This is a genomic window from Citrobacter sp. Ce104 (genome assembly GCF_030334595.1).
GTDB lineage: Bacteria > Pseudomonadota > Gammaproteobacteria > Enterobacterales > Enterobacteriaceae > Citrobacter > Citrobacter europaeus.
On record NZ_JAOWDP010000062.1, the window covers coordinates 13,147 to 30,377 of the forward strand.

The following is a 17,231-nucleotide window of genomic DNA, read 5'->3' on the forward strand; positions in this document are numbered from 1 at the left end:
ATAAGGCGCTTGCGCGTCTTATCAGGCATTTTTGTTGAATTATCTCTACATCGCCAGACGCTGGCGGATATCTTCAAAATGTTCACGGTTAAACAGCTTGCCGTTAAGAAAACGGGTTTTCAGTTCTCCTTCCTGCTCTTGCTCCCACGTTTGTTCATCATGCAGGCGCAATTCCCCCTGCTCATCACGTGTTACTCGAAGCAAACCGCGGGCAGAGCGCTTTAAGCCATTATCGGTTTTCGGCTCTTTGAAAATCGTCCGGCCTTTGCCATCGACTTCTCCCCACGTCGCTTTCATTGCAAAACCGAAGGTGTCACGCGTGTTGTACTGATAGGTAAAGGAACCGACGCCAAACACGACGTTTGAACTGGCAAATCCTTTCGCTTCAAGACGACGCAGGATCTCATTCGCCCGTTCAAGGGTAATGGAATCGCCATAAATTAGCCCCACATGTGGGTCGAGCACCTTGTAGCCTTTGGCGTTAACCGTGCCGCCAAATATCTCCCACAGCACCTCCACAGAGCCTTTCTCCTGTGCCGTACGATCGGCTCGGGTATCCTCATCCGCACCAGTACCGCACAGAATCTCAACCGGATTACCGCTATCCGGACGGAATACCACCCGCCCTTCACGGGTCAGAATGATGTTCTTCAGTTCGCGGGTGTATTCCGTCAGCACCTGCCAGTAGTCCCAGGTATCGGAGACTATCGATACAAATCCCTGCGGATAGAGATCGGCAATCAGGCGGCGGAAGGTTTCAATCTCATGCTCGCGCTCACCCATACACATCACGCTGTGTTCGGTAGCCGGAATACTGGCGCCGATAAAATAGGGTTCGCCGTCGGTGTAGTAATCGCGGGCGTACAGCAGAGATGGAATACTGTCGGTCCCTTTAAAGCTTAACAAATGCCCACTGCCCGCCTGCATGGTGTCCTGTAATCCGGACATGCCGCGAAAGGAAAAGTCATGACACTGGAAGTCAAGGTGTGCCAGGTCGCTACAGGTTTTCTCTGCCCACCGCGCGCAGATTTTGCGGTAGTGGTGAGCTATCGTGGCGTTGGTTGACGCTTTCCACAGCTCTGCCGACAGCACGGTTTCCAGGTAATTCACCAGCCAGAAAAACTCGGGTTTGGTGTTGATAATGGTTAAGACCGGTACCGCCATCGGAACTTTGCTGCCTTCATCCAGCGCTTTGATGTGCAACGGCAGATAGCCCAACTGATGCAGGGCGCGGATATGATCCACCGCCACCGCATCTTTGCCGAGATAGCTGTCCATGACCTGTTTATATTCGCTGACAACCTCGTCTTCCGGACGGGCAAAAAACGCCTCATTAAACAGGTCGACTAAAAACCACTGCAAAAAACCCTGCAGGCCAAAAAATACCAGTTTGCCATCCGCCAACGGCGAGGAAAAAAAGCGATCGCTGCGCGGAGTAAAGTTGGAATACACGCGACGGGTTCCCTGCGGATATTGCACGCGGTGAGAAACTTTGTAGCCGTCGATAGCCAGAATTGGGTTCATTTTCATAATCAGCATCTCCCTCAGGCGCGGTAAATCGCGTCAATGTCGATAAGCTCAAGCTGCGGATGCTCCAGCGTCGGGGCAGCAAAAGAGGTGGTGGTGTAGATAGCATCAATGCCGTTGGCAAACAGGTGTTCGACGCCCTTAGAAAAAATACCGTGGGTGACATACAGACTGACGCTGTGGGCACCGGCCTCACGTAGTACCTGCGCGGAACCAATGAACGTACCCCCTGCGTCGCACAGATCGTCAACAATCAGCATATCCCTGCCCCTCACGTCTCCGGCCATTAACGAAAATCCCGTCAGCTTGCCGCTTGCTACATCGCGCTTTTTGCTCAGGACGGCATACTCCGCTACACCGACCACTCTGGCAACGGCATCAATTTTCTTCAAAGCTCCGGCGTCGGGGGCAACCAGCATTAGCGTTTTTTGCTGGAACTGGCGCTGCAAAGTCGCGCTGTGCAGCAGGCAAGTCTCTTGTGAAATCGCCACAAAATTATTGATAGCTGCCGCCGCCGCGTCGCTGTGCGGATCGAGCACCTTCACCTTATCGAATTGCAGCGTATTGAGCTGGCTGGCGAAGACTTTCAGCGCAAAGCTATCACCCGCCACCATATGTCTGTCCTGACGCGCCCACGGCAGCCAGGGGAGGTCGAGATGGCTGACCAGTACATCCGTCTGATGACGGACCGCCTCCACCAGTTGCGCCAACAGCATAAAGTCGTTCATGTCGCGCATCGCCGTCGCACGAATGCGCATCAGGCGAGCAAACGATGGCAGTGCATCAGTGACTTTCAACCAGCCGGCGCCATCAGGAAAAATACCACTGGCAACTGCGTAGGCCTGGTCGTCCAAAGTTAATGTCAGTTTTACGCTCATCGCTCTCACCCCTTAAGTGTGTCCCTTCGACACAATTAATAATGTCCTTAAGACACATATTAAGCAAGCATAAAATGCATTATTTTTAGAACAAGAGATAATCCACTGATAAGTAATGATAAAAAACGAACCTTGCCCCCCAGTGCCGGGCTGGTACACTTGTCAGCGTTACAAATCATCGTGAGTACCTTATGACCACCGAAGCCGACTACCTGAATCAGTACGACGCCAGCCGCTTCCCTTCACCTCTGGTGACGGTAGATAGCGTGTTATTTACCCTGCATCAGCAGGCGCTGTGCGTATTACTGGTCGAGCGGGCAAACCAGCCGCAAAAAGGACGTTGGGGATTACCTGGCGGTTTTATTGATATCAAAAACGATGATTCAACCCGCGCCACCGCGCTACGCAAGCTCACTGAAAAAACGGGCGTTTCGCCTTCGTGGCTTGAACAACTGGATACCTTTTCCGGGCCAGAACGAGACCCGCGCGGCTGGAGCCTGACGGTCACCTGGTTTGCGCTAATCGCCTGGGTAGACTGCGCGCCGCATATTGCCAGCGTCAGTAACGCCCGTTGGGTACCGGTTGACGAGTTGAAAAACCATTCACTCGCGTTCGATCACGGAGACATCATTACGGCGGCACTGCATCGCTTACGGCAAAAAACGATGTACTCACTCCTGCCTGTATACTGCCTGCCGGAGACATTTACCCATGGACAACTGCTTGAAGCCACCGAGGTTATCCTTGGTCAGTCGATCCAGCGTAAAAGTCTGATTCGCCGCTTTGAAGCGTCAGGAATGTTTGAAGATACCGGAGAAAGCATGGCGACAGGGACGCGTAAAGCTCGCCTGTGGCGACGTAAACCCGACGTCGATTTTCATCTTTTCTCGCGTAACCTGCTGGCTGACTAGCGACAAAATCACATATTGGCTAACCCGCACGCGCTGTGCGCGGTATAGTTATTCTTTCCGATTATTAATTGCTCTGGTGTTATGGTTGAAATCACGTCCACAGAAATGACCCCACCTACCGACGATTCGCGAGAATTCCGCCCGATGCGCGGTATCAGTAACCGCCATCTGCAGACGATGCTGCCGCGCTTAATTCGCCGCAAGGTGAAGTTCGACGCCCACTGGCAGCGTCTGGAATTGCCCGATGGTGATTTTGTCGATCTGGCGTGGAGTGAAGATCCGCAACAGGCAAAACACAAACCGCGCCTGGTGGTTTTTCACGGTCTGGAAGGTAGTCTGAACAGCCCGTACGCACATGGCCTGATTGAAGCGGCGCAAAAGCGCGGCTGGCTGGGCGTGGTAATGCATTTTCGCGGCTGCAGCGGTGAACCCAATCGTCTGAACCGCATTTATCATTCGGGCGAAACAGAAGATGGCACCTGGTTTTTACACTGGCTGGAGCGTGAGTTCGGTCGCGTGCCGACCGCAGCGGTGGGCTATTCGCTCGGTGGCAACATGCTGGCCTGCCTGCTGGCCAAAGAAGGCAACGAGATTCCAATTGATGCCGCCGTTATCGTCTCCGCGCCTTTCGTGCTGGAAGCCTGTAGTTACCATATGGACAAGGGATTCTCTCGGGTCTATCAGCGCTACCTGCTCAATCTGTTGAAAGCCAATGCCTCGCGTAAGCTTGAGGCCTATCCAGGCTCGCTGCCGGTAAGTCTGTCCCAATTGAAATCTCTGCGTCGCATCCGCGATTTTGACGATCTGATCACCGCCAAAATCCACGGTTTCGCCGATGCTATAGACTATTATCGTCAGTGTAGCGCCATGCCGTTGCTCAACCAGATCGCCAAACCCACGCTGATTATCCATGCCAAGGACGATCCGTTTATGGATCATCACGTGATCCCGAAACCGGAAAACCTGCCTTCGCAGGTGGAGTATCAGTTGACTGAACACGGTGGCCACGTCGGATTCATTGGCGGCACGGTACGCCATCCTGAGATGTGGCTGGAATCCAGAATCCCCGACTGGCTGACAACGTATCTGGAGGTCTCATCATGATCATCCCCTGGCAAGATATCTCCCCGGACGCGCTGGACAATCTGATTGAAAGCTTTGTCTTGCGTGAAGGCACCGATTATGGTGAACATGAACGTTCGCTCGAACAAAAAGTCGCCGACGTCAAACGCCAACTACAATCAGGTGAAGCCGTGCTGGTGTGGTCTGAACTGCATGAAACGGTCAATATTATGCCGAGGAAGCAGATTCACGAGTAATCCGTAGCCGCCGGCCGACTTTACTATAATTATAACCATTTCATGGAGTTGTTATGTCTGCCAAACATCCGGTGATTGCGGTAACAGGATCCAGCGGCGCGGGGACCACCACCACCAGCCTCGCGTTTCGTAAAATTTTCGCGCAGTTAAATCTGCGTGCCGCCGAGGTGGAAGGTGACAGTTTTCATCGCTATACCCGTCCGGAAATGGACATGGCGATTCGCAAAGCGCGCGATGCCGGGCGGCATATCAGCTATTTCGGCCCCGAAGCGAATGACTTCGGTCTGCTGGAACAAACTTTCATCGAATACGGTCAGACGGGCAAAGGCCAGTCGCGAAAATATCTGCACACTTACGATGAGGCCGTACCGTGGAACCAGGTGCCAGGGACTTTCACGCCCTGGCAGCCGCTGCCTGAACCGACGGATGTCCTGTTTTATGAAGGACTGCACGGCGGCGTCGTCACCCCACAGCAAAACGTGGCCCGGCATGTCGATCTGCTGGTTGGCGTGGTGCCGATCGTAAACCTGGAATGGATCCAGAAACTGACTCGCGATACCAGCGAGCGTGGACACTCGCGTGAAGCGGTGATGGACTCGGTGGTGCGATCAATGGACGATTACATCAATTACATCACGCCGCAGTTCTCCCGGACGCATATTAACTTCCAGCGCGTCCCGACCGTCGATACCTCTAACCCCTTTGCCGCCAAGAGTATCCCGTCTCTGGATGAAAGCTTTGTCGTGATTCATTTTCGTAACCTGGAAGGGATCGACTTCCCGTGGCTACTGGCCATGCTGCAGGGCTCATTCATTTCCCATATCAATACATTGGTCGTGCCGGGCGGCAAGATGGGCCTGGCGATGGAATTGATTATGCTGCCGCTGGTCCAGCGACTGATGGAAGGCAAAAAGATAGGGTGAGGCGTGGAAAGTGCCCGATGGCGCTTCGCTTATCGGGCCTACGAATCAACATTATCCGGCGTCAGGGATTACGCGGCAACCACTTCATAGGAGTGGGTAATGTTCACCGCCTTTTCCAGCATCAGTGCCACGGAGCAATATTTTTCCGCTGAGAGGTCGACTGCGCGTGAGACTGATGCATCTTTCAGATCGTTACCCGTTACGATGAAATGCAGGTTGATGTGGGTAAACAGGCGCGGCGCTTCATCACGACGCTCTGAGGTCAGTTTCACTTCGCAGTTGGTCACATCCTGACGACCCTTTTGCAGGATCGATACCACATCAATTGCGCTACAACCGCCCGCCGCCATTAATACCATTTCCATCGGGCTCGGCGCTTTATCACCGGAGTTACCGTCCATCAGAATTTGGTGGCCAGAGGCGGACTCACCGAGGAAGGTTAACCCTTCAACCCACTTTACACGCGCTTGCATATTTCGTAACTCCAATGTTTCAATTTTCCTGACAGATTACGCGCACATAACAATTCTCGCAATGGAAGGCGACCTGCGTCATGCTGAAGCGAGACACCAGGAGACACACGGCGAAAGCTATGCTAAAACAGTCGGGATGCTACAGTAATACATTGACGTACTGCATGTATGCAGAGGACATCACATTACAGGCTGCAGTATATTTTTAGTAGCCCCCTTCCCAGGTAGCGGGAAGCACATTTTTGCAAACCCAGAGGCAGCGTCGTTTTCTGGCTCTGGAGACAGCTTATAACAGAGGATAACCGCGCATGGTGCTTGGCAAACCGCAAACAGACCCGACTCTCGAATGGTTCTTGTCTCATTGCCATATTCATAAGTACCCATCGAAGAGCACGCTGATTCACCAGGGTGAAAAAGCGGAAACGTTGTATTACATCGTTAAAGGCTCAGTGGCAGTGCTGATCAAAGATGAAGAAGGGAAAGAAATGATCCTTTCTTATCTGAATCAGGGCGATTTTATTGGTGAATTAGGCCTCTTCGAAGAAGGTCAGGAACGTAGCGCCTGGGTACGTGCCAAAACCGCATGTGAAGTCGCTGAAATTTCCTACAAAAAATTTCGCCAATTAATCCAGGTCAACCCGGATATTCTGATGCGCCTGTCTTCTCAGATGGCTCGTCGTCTGCAGGTCACGTCTGAAAAAGTCGGCAACCTCGCCTTCCTCGACGTAACTGGTCGTATCGCGCAGACTCTGCTGAATCTGGCGAAACAGCCTGATGCGATGACCCACCCGGACGGCATGCAGATTAAAATCACCCGTCAGGAAATCGGCCAGATCGTTGGCTGCTCCCGTGAGACCGTCGGCCGTATTCTGAAGATGCTGGAAGATCAGAACCTGATCTCCGCACACGGTAAGACTATCGTCGTCTACGGCACCCGTTAACCCCATCGAAGTGGCGCGTTACCCAGTAATGCGCCACTTTTGTTTGCACCGATGTGGCGAAGACTGATATACCACCCAGAGATCAACTACGCACTACGGCAGACGCTGGTGCTATGTTTACCTGTGGCTGTTGGTCTGATCATCGGTCAGCTTCATCTGGGCCTCCTCTTCTCCCTGGTCCCTGCCTGCTGCAACATTGCCGGTCTTGATACCCCGCATAAGCGCTTTTTCAAACGTTTAGCTATTGGCGCGTCTTTGTTTGCCGGATGCAGTTTGATCATGCAATTACTGCTGGCAAAAGATATACCACTGCCGCTTATCCTCACCGGCCTGACGCTAATTCTTGGTGTAACCGCCGAGTTGAGCCCTTTGCATGCGCGACTATTGCCTGCCTCACTTATCGCAGCGATTTTCACGCTAAGCCTGGCCGGCAACATGCCCGTCTGGGAGCCGCTGCTGATCTACGCGCTGGGCACGTTATGGTATGGCCTGTTCAACTGGTTCTGGTTTTGGATGTGGCGCGAGCAGCCGCTCCGTGAATCGCTCAGCCTGTTGTATCGTGAATTAGCCGATTACTGTGAAGCTAAGTACAGCATGCTGACCCAGCATGCCGACCCAGAAAAAGCGCTGCCTCCCCTGCTGGTTCGCCAACAAAAGGCAGTGGATCTGATTACCCAGTGTTATCAGCAAATGCATATGCTGTCGGCGCATCGCAACAACGATTACAAGCGCCTGCTGCGTGCCTTTCAGGAGGCGCTCGATTTACAAGAGCATATTTCCGTTAGCCTCCACCAGCCGGAAGAGGTGCAAAAGCTGGTCGAGCGTAGCCATGCGGAGCAGGTGATTCGCTGGAATGCGCGTACCGTAGCCGAACGCCTTCGGGTACTGGCCGATGATATTTTGTATCACCGTTTGCCGACCCGTTTCTCGATGGAAAAACAGATTGGCACACTGGAGAAAATCGCCAGGCAGCATCCGGACAACCCGGTGGGACAATTTTGCTACTGGCACTTTAGCCGTATTGCCCGCGTGCTACGCACCCAGCGCCCGTTGTATGCCCGTGACTTGATGGCTGACAAGCAGCGTCGGTTGCCGTTGATCCCAGCCCTGAAAAACTATCTGTCGTTGAAATCTCCAGCGCTGCGCAATGCCGGACGCATCAGCGTTATGTTGAGTATCGCCAGCCTGATGGGCAGCGCCTTACACCTGCCAAAGCCCTACTGGATTTTAATGACTATTCTGTTCGTCACGCAAAATGGCTACGGGGCGACCCGGGTACGCATCTTACATCGGTCGGTAGGTACGCTCGTTGGGCTGGTGATTGCCGGCGTCACGCTGCACTTTCATATTCCGGAAGGTTTCACGCTGGCAGCCATGCTGCTGATAACCCTGGTGAGCTATCTGATCATCCGTAAAAATTACGGCTGGGCTACCGTCGGCTTTACGGTCACGGCAGTTTACACCCTGCAACTGCTGACGCTGAACGGGGAACAGTTTATCGTGCCGCGATTTGTCGATACGATCATTGGCTGCCTAATCGCCTTTGGCGGCACGCTCTGGCTGTGGCCACAGTGGCAGAGCGGTCTGTTGCGTAAGAACGCCCACGACGCGTTAGAAGCCGACCAGGAGGCCATTCGCCTGATCCTCAGCAACGATCCGCAGGCCACGCCGCTGGCGTATCAACGCATGCGGGTTAACCAGGCGCAGAACACGCTGTTCAACTCACTGAACCAGGCGATGCAGGAGCCAGGATTCAACTCGCACTACCTTGCGGACATGAAACTGTGGGTCACGCACAGCCAGTTCATCGTCGAACACATTAACGCGATGACCACGCTGGCAAGGGAACATACGATGCTGACGCCGGATTTGGCGCAGCGGTATCTGGAATCCTGTGAAATTGCGCTTCAGCGCTGTCAGCAGCGGCTGGAGTATGACGGACCGGGAAGCTCGGGCGATGTGAATATTCTCGAAGCGCCGGAGATGCTGTCCCACGGTCCGTTAAGCACTCTTGAGCAGCATCTGCAACGGGTTCTTGGGCATCTGAACACCATGCATACCATTTCGTCGGTAGCATGGCGTCAGCGACCGCACCACGGGATCTGGCTGAGCCGCCGACTACGGGACATGAAGGGTTAAAAGATTTGCCGGATGCGCTACGCTTATCCGGCCTACGAATCACACCTTACCCTGTAGGCCGGATAAGGCGCTCACGCCGCCATCCGGCAATCAGGCAATCAGCCCACCACCTTCGCGACAGCCTGCGCGAAACGCTGCATCCCTTCATCGATATCCGCCTGCTCTACCACCAGCGACGGCGCGAAACGCATTACGTCCGGCCCGGCGTTCAGCACCATCACCCCTTCGTGCGCGGCGGCATAGAGGAAATCGCGCGCCCGGCCTTTAAACTGCGGCTTCAACTCGGTGCCAATCAGCAGCCCCATCCCGCGAATATCGCTGAAAATGTCGAACTGTTGATCAATCTGCTGCAAATGCTGGACAAACGTCTGACGTTTGGCCTGAATGCCTCCCAGCACTTCCGGCGTGTTAATGATATCAAACGCTGCACCCGCTACCGCGCAGGCCAGCGGGTTACCGCCGTAAGTGGAACCGTGCGAACCCACGTGGAACGCGGAGGCAATCTCCTGAGTGGTCAGCACCGCGCTCACCGGGAAACCGCCGCCGAGCGCCTTCGCGCTGGTGAGGATATCCGGCGTCACGCCGTAGTGCATATAGGCAAACAAATCGCCGGTACGCCCCATCCCGCTCTGCACTTCATCAAATACCAACAGCGCCTGGTGCTGGTCACAGAGTTCGCGCAAACCTTGCAGGAATTCCGGCGTAGCCGCAGTGACGCCGCCTTCCCCCTGAACTGGCTCAACCACCACCGCGCAGGTGTGATCGTCCATCACCGCTTTTACCGCATGCAGATCGTTAAACGGGACATGGATGATATCTGCCGGCTTTGGTCCAAAGCCGTCGGAGTATTTCGGCTGCCCGCCAACAGAAACGGTAAACAGCGAACGGCCGTGAAACGCATTATGGAAGGCAATGATTTTGGTTTTGAACGGGCTATGACGCACACAGGCATAGTGGCGCGCCAGCTTAAAGGCGGTTTCGTTGGCTTCCGTACCTGAATTCATGAACAGCACGCGCTCGGCGAAGGACGCATCAATGATTTTACGGCCTAAACGCAGCGCGGGTTCATTGGTGAAAACGTTGCTGGTATGCCACAGGGTTTCCCCCTGGGTTTTTAACGCCTCAACCAGTGCCGGATGGCAATGCCCTAGCGCGGTAACTGCAATGCCGCCCGCGAAATCAACATACTCTTTGCCCTGTTGATCCCAGACTCGACTCCCTTTTCCTTTTACCGGGATAAACTCAGCCGGTGCATAAATCGGCAGAATCACTTCATCGAATGTCGCGCGTGTAATAGCAGTTTGTTCAGTTGCCATGTCATTACCACCCTGTTAAGCAGAAATGCTAGTGAAATTATAATCACAAAATATGAATAAAAAATCACTGAATAGCAACCACAATTCAGCGATTGAGGAAATTAGCCAGCAGCTGATGCCCCTGTTCGCTGAGAATACTCTCCGGGTGAAACTGCACCCCTTCCATATCCCACTCACGGTGACGAATGCCCATAATCTCCTGCGTTTCACTCCAGGCCGTCACTTCAAAGCAGTCAGGAAGCGTTTCGGGGGCAACCACCAGAGAATGGTAGCGCGTCACCGTTAATGGGTTGGCGAGTCCCTGAAAAACGCCCTGCCCGTTATGCGTAATCGGCGAGGTTTTACCGTGCATCACTTTTGCCGCCCGAACCACGCTCGCGCCAAAGGCCTGCGCCATCGCCTGGTGACCGAGACACACGCCCAGCAGAGGGATGTTGCCCGCGAAATGGCGAATTACATCCAGCGAGATACCGGCGTCATCCGGCGTGCAGGGTCCTGGGGAAATCACGATTTTTTGCGGGCTCAACGCATCGATTTGCGCCAGCGTCAGCTCGTCGTTACGCCTGACAAGGACATCAGCGCCCAGTTCGCAGAAGTATTGGTACAGGTTCCAGGTAAAAGAATCATAGTTATCAATAAGCAGGATCATGGCGGCTCCGGTACATAAGAACCGCGCTATTCTACTCAGTTTCCGGGGCTTCGCTTACCACTTTACGAAATATCGCCTGCAGCGCAGACAAGTCACCCATCGCCCCGCTCTGATTAGCCAGATTCCACTCCTCAACCGGGATGTCATCCCAGCTCAGCATATACCCGGCATGAATCGCTAATTGTTCGAAGAAAATACGCTGCGCCAGGCCGCTGCCAATACGAAACGGATGCAGCACGTTGATTTCGCAATAATAGTGTGCAAGACGATCGACAAACTTGTCTTCCGGCAACCCCACCAGCCAGGACTCATCTTCCAGGTCCTGCATCAACGCATTGCCCTCTTTCTCGATATAAGCGAAATGGCAAAAACGGGTATCGCCCTGGTAGATATCAACTTCCCGCAGATGTCCCGCCCAGTCAAAAATATCCCGATACAGCTGGCGATGAATGGCGCACAGATGCGGCAATCCCCGTTTAAGCGGGCCCAGCTCGATAGTGGCCGCACGCAGCGCCGTCAGTTCATAGGCCGCCTGCGTCAGTCGTTGCGCCTGATGGATCCCCAGACGGTTACGCATGACATTCAGGCCCGGATACAAATAGGGGTCGCGTCCATCACCGAATTTATCGCTCATAGTGCCTCCTCAACTCTTCAAGACGCGCCAGGGCGTCTTCAGCACTCAGAGTAACCCGTGGAATATCCACACCTTCCAACCGCCGACTGGCCTGGAAATTGGCATTTCGTCGTTGTTCCCAGAGCCGGGACTTTTGTTTATCGGTGAGTTTTTTCACATGACCTCCCTGAATGAGCCGACACTTGCCACAAGTATAAGCAGCAATTTCGGGTTACGCAGAGAAGGGAGAGAACGCGGGCGAGAACTGCCCGCGCAAAATACGGTTATGGCAGGACTTTAGCAGACAGGATAACAATCGGTTTTGACGGAACATTCTGGTAAGGACCGACATCATGGGTCTGTACCTGAGAGATCTTATCCGCGACATCCATACCTTTCACAACTTTACCGAAGACAGCATAGCCAAAGTCGCGCTGGCCGTGATCGAGGAACGCATTGTCCGCAATGTTGATAAAGAACTGGCTGGTCGCGCTGTCTTTATCCGCTGTACGCGCCATAGCAATCGTGCCGCGGGTGTTACGCAGTCCGTTATCGGCTTCATTCTTGATTGGCGGGTTAGGTTTCTTCTGCTGCATCTGCTCGGTAAAACCGCCGCCCTGCACCATGAAGCCAGGGATCACGCGGTGGAACGTAGTGTTGTTATAGAAACCGCTGTTGACATAATCGACAAAGTTTTGCACTGAAACCGGGGCTTTCTGACTGTTCAGCTCCAGCTCAATGTTACCGGCAGAGGTTGTCAGCAGGACATGCGGGTCACCTTTTGCTGCCAGTGCTGCGGGAGAAAGAGCAGAAAGAGCGAGAACAGCTGCAACAGCCGCCAGAGTCGATTTGAGCATGAGAATTCCTTAACAAGAGCAGAAATGAAGCAAGTGAATTGATTCTAAAGAGCCTTCAAGAACAAGGCCATCCCTTTACTTAATTTTACGTACTTGAAACAAATGTAACCTTATAGCCCCAAGCCTCAATGCGATCTAGATCACATAAAAAAATGTAACGGAGCTGGTAATTGCCAATAAACATTTAAATGCATCACTAAAACGCCTAAAATCTGCCCGCTCACGGCGCAGTCAATGCGCCTCCCACTTCTATACAGGCCAGTCATGACTAACAGCAATCGCATCAAGCTCACATGGATTAGCTTTCTCTCCTACGCCCTGACAGGCGCGTTGGTAATTGTCACCGGGATGGTGATGGGAAACATCGCAGAGTACTTCCATTTGCCCGTTTCCAGTATGAGTAACACCTTCACCTTTCTGAATGCCGGCATTCTGATCTCTATCTTCCTGAATGCCTGGCTGATGGAAATTGTGCCCCTGAAAACCCAATTGCGCTTTGGCTTTATCCTGATGGTTCTGGCGGTCGCCGGACTGATGCTCAGCCATAGCCTGGCCTTGTTCTCAGCCGCCATGTTTGTACTGGGTCTGGTGAGCGGTATCACCATGTCGATTGGTACGTTTCTGGTGACTCAGATGTACGAAGGCCGCCAGCGCGGTTCTCGTCTGCTGTTTACTGACTCCTTCTTCAGCATGGCTGGCATGATTTTCCCGATGGTGGCCGCGTTCCTGTTAGCGCGCAGCATCGAATGGTATTGGGTCTATGCCTGTATCGGCCTGGTATACGTCGCCATTTTCCTGCTGACCTTCGGCTGCGAATTCCCGGCGCTGGGCAAACACGCGCAGCAACCGGACGCGCCGGTAGTGAAAGAAAAATGGGGTATTGGCGTGCTGTTCCTGGCGATCGCCGCACTGTGCTACATCCTCGGTCAGTTGGGCTTTATCTCCTGGGTGCCGGAATACGCCAAAAGCCTTGGCATGAGCCTGAACGACGCAGGTAAACTGGTCAGCGACTTCTGGATGTCTTACATGGTTGGCATGTGGGCGTTTAGCTTTATCCTGCGTTTCTTCGATTTGCAGCGCATCCTGACCGTACTGGCGGGTCTGGCCACCGTCCTGATGTATCTGTTCATCACCGGTACGCCGGAGCATATGCCGTGGTTTATTCTGACACTGGGCTTCTTCTCCAGCGCGATTTATACCACCATTATTACTCTCGGCTCCCAGCAGACGAAGGTCGCATCACCTAAACTGGTTAACTTCGTTCTGACCTGCGGCACCATTGGTACTATGCTCACTTTCGTGGTAACCGGCCCTATCGTGGCGCACAGCGGACCGCTGGCAGCATTACAGACGGCCAACGGCTTGTATGCCGTAGTATTCGTGATGTGCTTCATCCTTGGGTTCGTCACGCGCCATCGCCAACATAACGTGCCAGCAACGCATTAATCTCACTGCCGGATGGTATCTGCGCTATCCGGCACATTCTCACTCCCTCTGCCTTTCACTGGTCATGTAGGCCAATTCTTACAAAAGCCCCTTAAATTGTATGCTTTTTATACAAACACGAAAAGTCAGTTAATTCCGTCACTTATAAAAATGCTGACAAATCAGTTATATACCTCTTAAGGAGTATATAAAGGCGAATTTGATTTGCATCAATAAGCGGGGTTGCTGAATCGTTAAGGTAGGCAGTAATAGAAAAGAAATCGAGGCAAAAATGAGCAAAGTCAGACTCGCTATTATCGGTAATGGTATGGTCGGCCATCGCTTTATTGAGGATCTTCTTGATAAATCCGACGCTGCCAATTTTGATATTACCGTCTTCTGTGAAGAACCCCGCAAAGCGTACGACCGTGTACACCTGTCCTCCTACTTCTCCCACCACACCGCCGAAGAGCTTTCTCTGGTGCGTGAAGGATTCTACGAGAAGCACGGCGTTAAGGTGTTAGTGGGCGAGCGCGCAATTACCATCAACCGCCAGGAGAAAGTGATCCACTCCAGCGCGGGTCGCACGGTCTATTACGATAAGTTGATCATGGCGACGGGCTCTTACCCGTGGATCCCACCGATTAAAGGTTCGGAAACCCAGGACTGCTTCGTTTACCGCACCATCGAAGACCTCAACGCCATTGAATCTTGCGCACGCCGGAGCAAACGCGGCGCCGTCGTCGGGGGGGGCCTGCTGGGCCTGGAAGCCGCCGGCGCGCTGAAAAGCCTCGGCGTTGAAACCCACGTGATTGAATTCGCCCCAATGCTGATGGCTGAACAGCTGGATCATATGGGTGGCGAGCAGTTACGTCGCAAAATTGAAAGCATGGGCGTGCGCGTGCACACCAGCAAAAACACCAAAGAGATCGTCCAGGAAGGCACCGAAGCGCGCAAAACCATGCGTTTTGCCGACGGTAGCGAACTGGAAGTCGATTTCATCGTCTTCTCTACCGGTATTCGTCCACGCGACAAACTGGCCACCCAATGCGGCCTGGACGTCGCTCCGCGCGGTGGTATCGTGATTAACGACACCTGCCAGACTTCTGACCCGGATATCTATGCCATCGGCGAATGCGCCAGCTGGAACAACCGCGTGTATGGTCTGGTCGCTCCAGGCTACAAAATGGCGCAGGTTGCCGTTGACCATATTCTCGAAACCGAAAACGCCTTTGAAGGCGCGGATCTGAGCGCCAAGCTGAAGCTGCTCGGCGTTGACGTCGGCGGGATTGGCGACGCACATGCGCGTACGCCGGGTGCCCGTAGCTACGTCTATCTCGACGAAAGCAAAGAAGTCTACAAACGCCTGATCGTTAGCGAAGATAACAAAACCCTGCTCGGCGCAGTTTTAGTCGGCGACACCAGCGATTACGGCAACCTGCTGCAGCTGGTGCTGAACGCCATCGAACTGCCGGAAAACCCGGATTCACTGATTCTGCCAGCACACGCGGGTAGCGGTAAGCCGTCTATCGGTGTCGATAAACTGCCGGACAGCGCGCAGATTTGCTCCTGCTTCGATGTCACCAAAGGCATGCTGATTGCCGCTATCAACAAAGGCTGCCACACCGTTGCAGCGCTGAAAGCTGAAACCAAAGCCGGTACCGGCTGTGGCGGGTGTATCCCGCTGGTAACGCAGGTCCTGAACGCCGAACTGGCGAAACAGGGTATCGAAGTTAACAACAACCTGTGCGAACACTTCCCGTACTCACGTCAGGAACTGTTCCATCTCATCCGCGTAGAAGGCATCAAAACCTTCGAAGAGTTGCTGGCAAAACACGGGAAAGGCTACGGCTGTGAAGTGTGTAAGCCGACCGTCGGTTCTCTGCTGGCTTCCTGCTGGAATGAGTACATTCTCAAACCGCAGCACACGCCTCTGCAGGACACCAACGACAACTTCCTGGCGAACATCCAGAAAGACGGTACCTACTCCGTGATCCCGCGCTCTGCGGGTGGTGAGATTACCCCTGAAGGGCTGGTGGCCGTGGGCCGTATCGCGCGTGAATTTAACCTGTACACCAAAATCACCGGTTCTCAGCGTATCGGCCTGTTCGGCGCGCAAAAAGACGACCTGCCGGAAATCTGGCGTCAGCTGATTGAAGCGGGCTTCGAAACCGGCCACGCGTACGCCAAAGCGTTGCGTATGGCAAAAACCTGCGTGGGCAGCACCTGGTGCCGTTACGGCGTCGGCGATAGCGTCGGCTTCGGCGTAGAACTGGAAAATCGCTACAAAGGCATTCGTACCCCGCACAAAATGAAATTCGGCGTCTCCGGCTGTACCCGTGAATGTGCCGAAGCACAGGGTAAAGACGTGGGTATCATCGCCACAGAGAAAGGCTGGAACCTGTACGTTTGCGGTAACGGCGGGATGAAACCTCGTCATGCGGATCTGCTGGCGGCGGATATCGATCGCGACACGCTGCTCAAGTACCTTGACCGTTTCATGATGTTCTACATCCGTACCGCCGACAAACTGACCCGTACCGCACCGTGGTTAGACAATCTGGAAGGCGGTATCGAGTATCTGAAATCTGTCATCATCGACGACAAGCTGGGTCTGAACCAGCACCTGGAAGAAGAGATGACCCGTCTGCGTGAAGCGGTGGTCTGCGAATGGACAGAAACGGTTAACACCCCATCCGCGCAGGTTCGCTTCAAACACTTTATCAACAGCGAAAAACGCGATCCAAATGTCCAGGTTGTGCCTGAACGTGAACAACATCGTCCGGCCACGCCTTATGAGCGTATTCCGGTGACTCTGGTGGAGGAAAACGCATGAGCCAGTGGCAAAACATCTGCAAAATCGATGACATTCTGCCTGCAACAGGCGTCTGCGCCCTGTTAGGTAGTGAGCAAGTTGCGATTTTCCGCCCGTATCACAGCGACCAGGTGTTTGCGATCAGCAACATCGACCCGTTCTTTGAGTCCAGCGTACTTTCTCGTGGGCTGATTGCTGAACATCAGGGCGAGTTGTGGGTCGCCAGCCCGCTGAAAAAACAGCGCTTTCGTTTAAGCGACGGTCTGTGCATGGAAGACGAACAGTTCTCCGTGAAACATTACGAAGCGCGAGTGAAAGACGGCGTGGTGCAGTTGCGCGGTTAATAAATTTTAGGGAGGCGCAACGCCTCCCCTTTTTTGACGTATTTGCAGGTCTTTTATTGGTAGGCCTGATAAGCGTAGCGCCATCAGGCAATTGCAAAAGC

Annotated in this window: 16 protein-coding genes and 1 pseudogene; 9 read left to right on the forward strand and 8 right to left on the reverse strand. The window is 53.6% G+C overall.

The annotated features are described in order from the left end of the window. Positions 1 to 45 precede the first annotated feature (45 nt). Together OGW16_RS08375 and prs are read right to left on the reverse strand one after the other, a co-directional pair. Positions 46 to 1,530, reverse strand: a complete 1,485-nt coding sequence (locus OGW16_RS08375) for a nicotinate phosphoribosyltransferase (protein WP_075146358.1) — start codon at positions 1,528 to 1,530, stop codon at positions 46 to 48. 14 nt (positions 1,531 to 1,544) lie between these two features. After that, a complete protein-coding gene (prs, locus tag OGW16_RS08380; RefSeq protein ID WP_080626021.1) occupies positions 1,545 to 2,405 on the reverse strand; it encodes a ribose-phosphate diphosphokinase in 861 nt (286 codons plus the stop codon). Positions 2,406 to 2,596: 191 nt separating this feature from the next. Here prs and OGW16_RS08385 point away from each other — a divergent pair, with 191 nt between their 5' ends. The 4 genes and pseudogenes from OGW16_RS08385 to OGW16_RS08400 all read left to right on the forward strand — a co-directional run bounded on the left by OGW16_RS08385 (position 2,597) and on the right by OGW16_RS08400 (position 5,558). Continuing rightward, positions 2,597 to 3,316, forward strand: coding sequence for an NUDIX domain-containing protein (locus OGW16_RS08385; RefSeq protein WP_286518263.1), 720 nt, complete (start codon positions 2,597 to 2,599; stop codon positions 3,314 to 3,316). 35 nt (positions 3,317 to 3,351) lie between these two features. After that, positions 3,352 to 4,420, forward strand: a pseudogene (locus tag OGW16_RS08390) (hydrolase). After that, positions 4,417 to 4,635 (forward strand): YheU family protein, encoded by a 219-nt coding sequence (locus OGW16_RS08395; protein ID WP_003023615.1) that lies wholly within the window; start codon positions 4,417 to 4,419, stop codon positions 4,633 to 4,635. The pseudogene OGW16_RS08390 and the gene OGW16_RS08395 overlap by 4 nt, the downstream one beginning before the upstream one ends. A 53-nt stretch (positions 4,636 to 4,688) precedes the next feature. Continuing rightward, positions 4,689 to 5,558 carry a phosphoribulokinase gene (locus tag OGW16_RS08400; RefSeq protein WP_043018551.1) on the forward strand — a complete coding sequence of 290 codons (870 nt, stop codon included), beginning with the start codon at positions 4,689 to 4,691 and terminating at the stop codon, positions 5,556 to 5,558. Between the two features lie 68 nt (positions 5,559 to 5,626). Here OGW16_RS08400 and OGW16_RS08405 read toward each other — a convergent pair whose 3' ends face one another. Continuing rightward, a complete protein-coding gene (locus tag OGW16_RS08405) occupies positions 5,627 to 6,031 on the reverse strand; it encodes an OsmC family protein (protein WP_043018552.1) in 405 nt (134 codons plus the stop codon). A 308-nt stretch (positions 6,032 to 6,339) separates the two neighbouring features. Here OGW16_RS08405 and crp point away from each other — a divergent pair, with 308 nt between their 5' ends. After that, positions 6,340 to 6,972, forward strand: coding sequence for a cAMP-activated global transcriptional regulator CRP (gene crp, locus OGW16_RS08410; protein ID WP_000242758.1), 633 nt, complete (start codon positions 6,340 to 6,342; stop codon positions 6,970 to 6,972). Between the two features lie 51 nt (positions 6,973 to 7,023). After that, positions 7,024 to 9,111, forward strand: a complete 2,088-nt coding sequence (locus OGW16_RS08415) for a YccS/YhfK family putative transporter (protein WP_080626020.1) — start codon at positions 7,024 to 7,026, stop codon at positions 9,109 to 9,111. 98 nt (positions 9,112 to 9,209) lie between these two features. Here OGW16_RS08415 and argD read toward each other — a convergent pair whose 3' ends face one another. The 5 genes from argD to ppiA all read right to left on the reverse strand — a co-directional run bounded on the left by argD (position 9,210) and on the right by ppiA (position 12,546). Continuing rightward, positions 9,210 to 10,427 (reverse strand): bifunctional acetylornithine/succinyldiaminopimelate transaminase, encoded by a 1,218-nt coding sequence (gene argD / locus OGW16_RS08420; protein ID WP_080626019.1) that lies wholly within the window; start codon positions 10,425 to 10,427, stop codon positions 9,210 to 9,212. Positions 10,428 to 10,512: 85 nt separating this feature from the next. Next, a complete protein-coding gene (pabA, locus tag OGW16_RS08425; RefSeq protein WP_043018554.1) occupies positions 10,513 to 11,076 on the reverse strand; it encodes an aminodeoxychorismate synthase component 2 in 564 nt (187 codons plus the stop codon). 31 nt (positions 11,077 to 11,107) lie between these two features. Next, the gene (locus OGW16_RS08430; protein WP_043018555.1) at positions 11,108 to 11,710 is read right to left on the reverse strand and encodes a putative adenosine monophosphate-protein transferase Fic; all 603 of its coding nucleotides are present in this window, start codon (positions 11,708 to 11,710) and stop codon (positions 11,108 to 11,110) included. Beyond that, positions 11,700 to 11,867: a FicA/YhfG family antitoxin gene (gene ficA / locus OGW16_RS08435; RefSeq protein ID WP_003827708.1), complete on the reverse strand. Its 168-nt coding sequence runs from the start codon at positions 11,865 to 11,867 to the stop codon at positions 11,700 to 11,702. The genes OGW16_RS08430 and ficA overlap by 11 nt, the downstream gene beginning before the upstream one ends. Positions 11,868 to 11,973: 106 nt before the next feature. Beyond that, entirely contained in the window at positions 11,974 to 12,546 is a 573-nt protein-coding gene (gene ppiA / locus OGW16_RS08440; protein ID WP_003023595.1) for a peptidylprolyl isomerase A, read from the reverse strand. A gap of 264 nt (positions 12,547 to 12,810) precedes the next feature. Between ppiA and tsgA the strand changes: the two genes are divergently transcribed. From tsgA to nirD, 3 genes are all read left to right on the forward strand, one after another. Then, positions 12,811 to 13,992, forward strand: a complete 1,182-nt coding sequence (tsgA, locus tag OGW16_RS08445) for an MFS transporter TsgA (RefSeq protein WP_043018556.1) — start codon at positions 12,811 to 12,813, stop codon at positions 13,990 to 13,992. A 271-nt stretch (positions 13,993 to 14,263) separates the two neighbouring features. Next, positions 14,264 to 16,807 carry an NADPH-nitrite reductase large subunit gene (gene nirB, locus OGW16_RS08450; protein ID WP_043018557.1) on the forward strand — a complete coding sequence of 848 codons (2,544 nt, stop codon included), beginning with the start codon at positions 14,264 to 14,266 and terminating at the stop codon, positions 16,805 to 16,807. Continuing rightward, positions 16,804 to 17,130, forward strand: coding sequence for a nitrite reductase small subunit NirD (gene nirD / locus OGW16_RS08455; protein ID WP_199995016.1), 327 nt, complete (start codon positions 16,804 to 16,806; stop codon positions 17,128 to 17,130). The genes nirB and nirD overlap by 4 nt, the downstream gene beginning before the upstream one ends. The last annotated feature ends 101 nt before the right edge of the window (positions 17,131 to 17,231 follow it).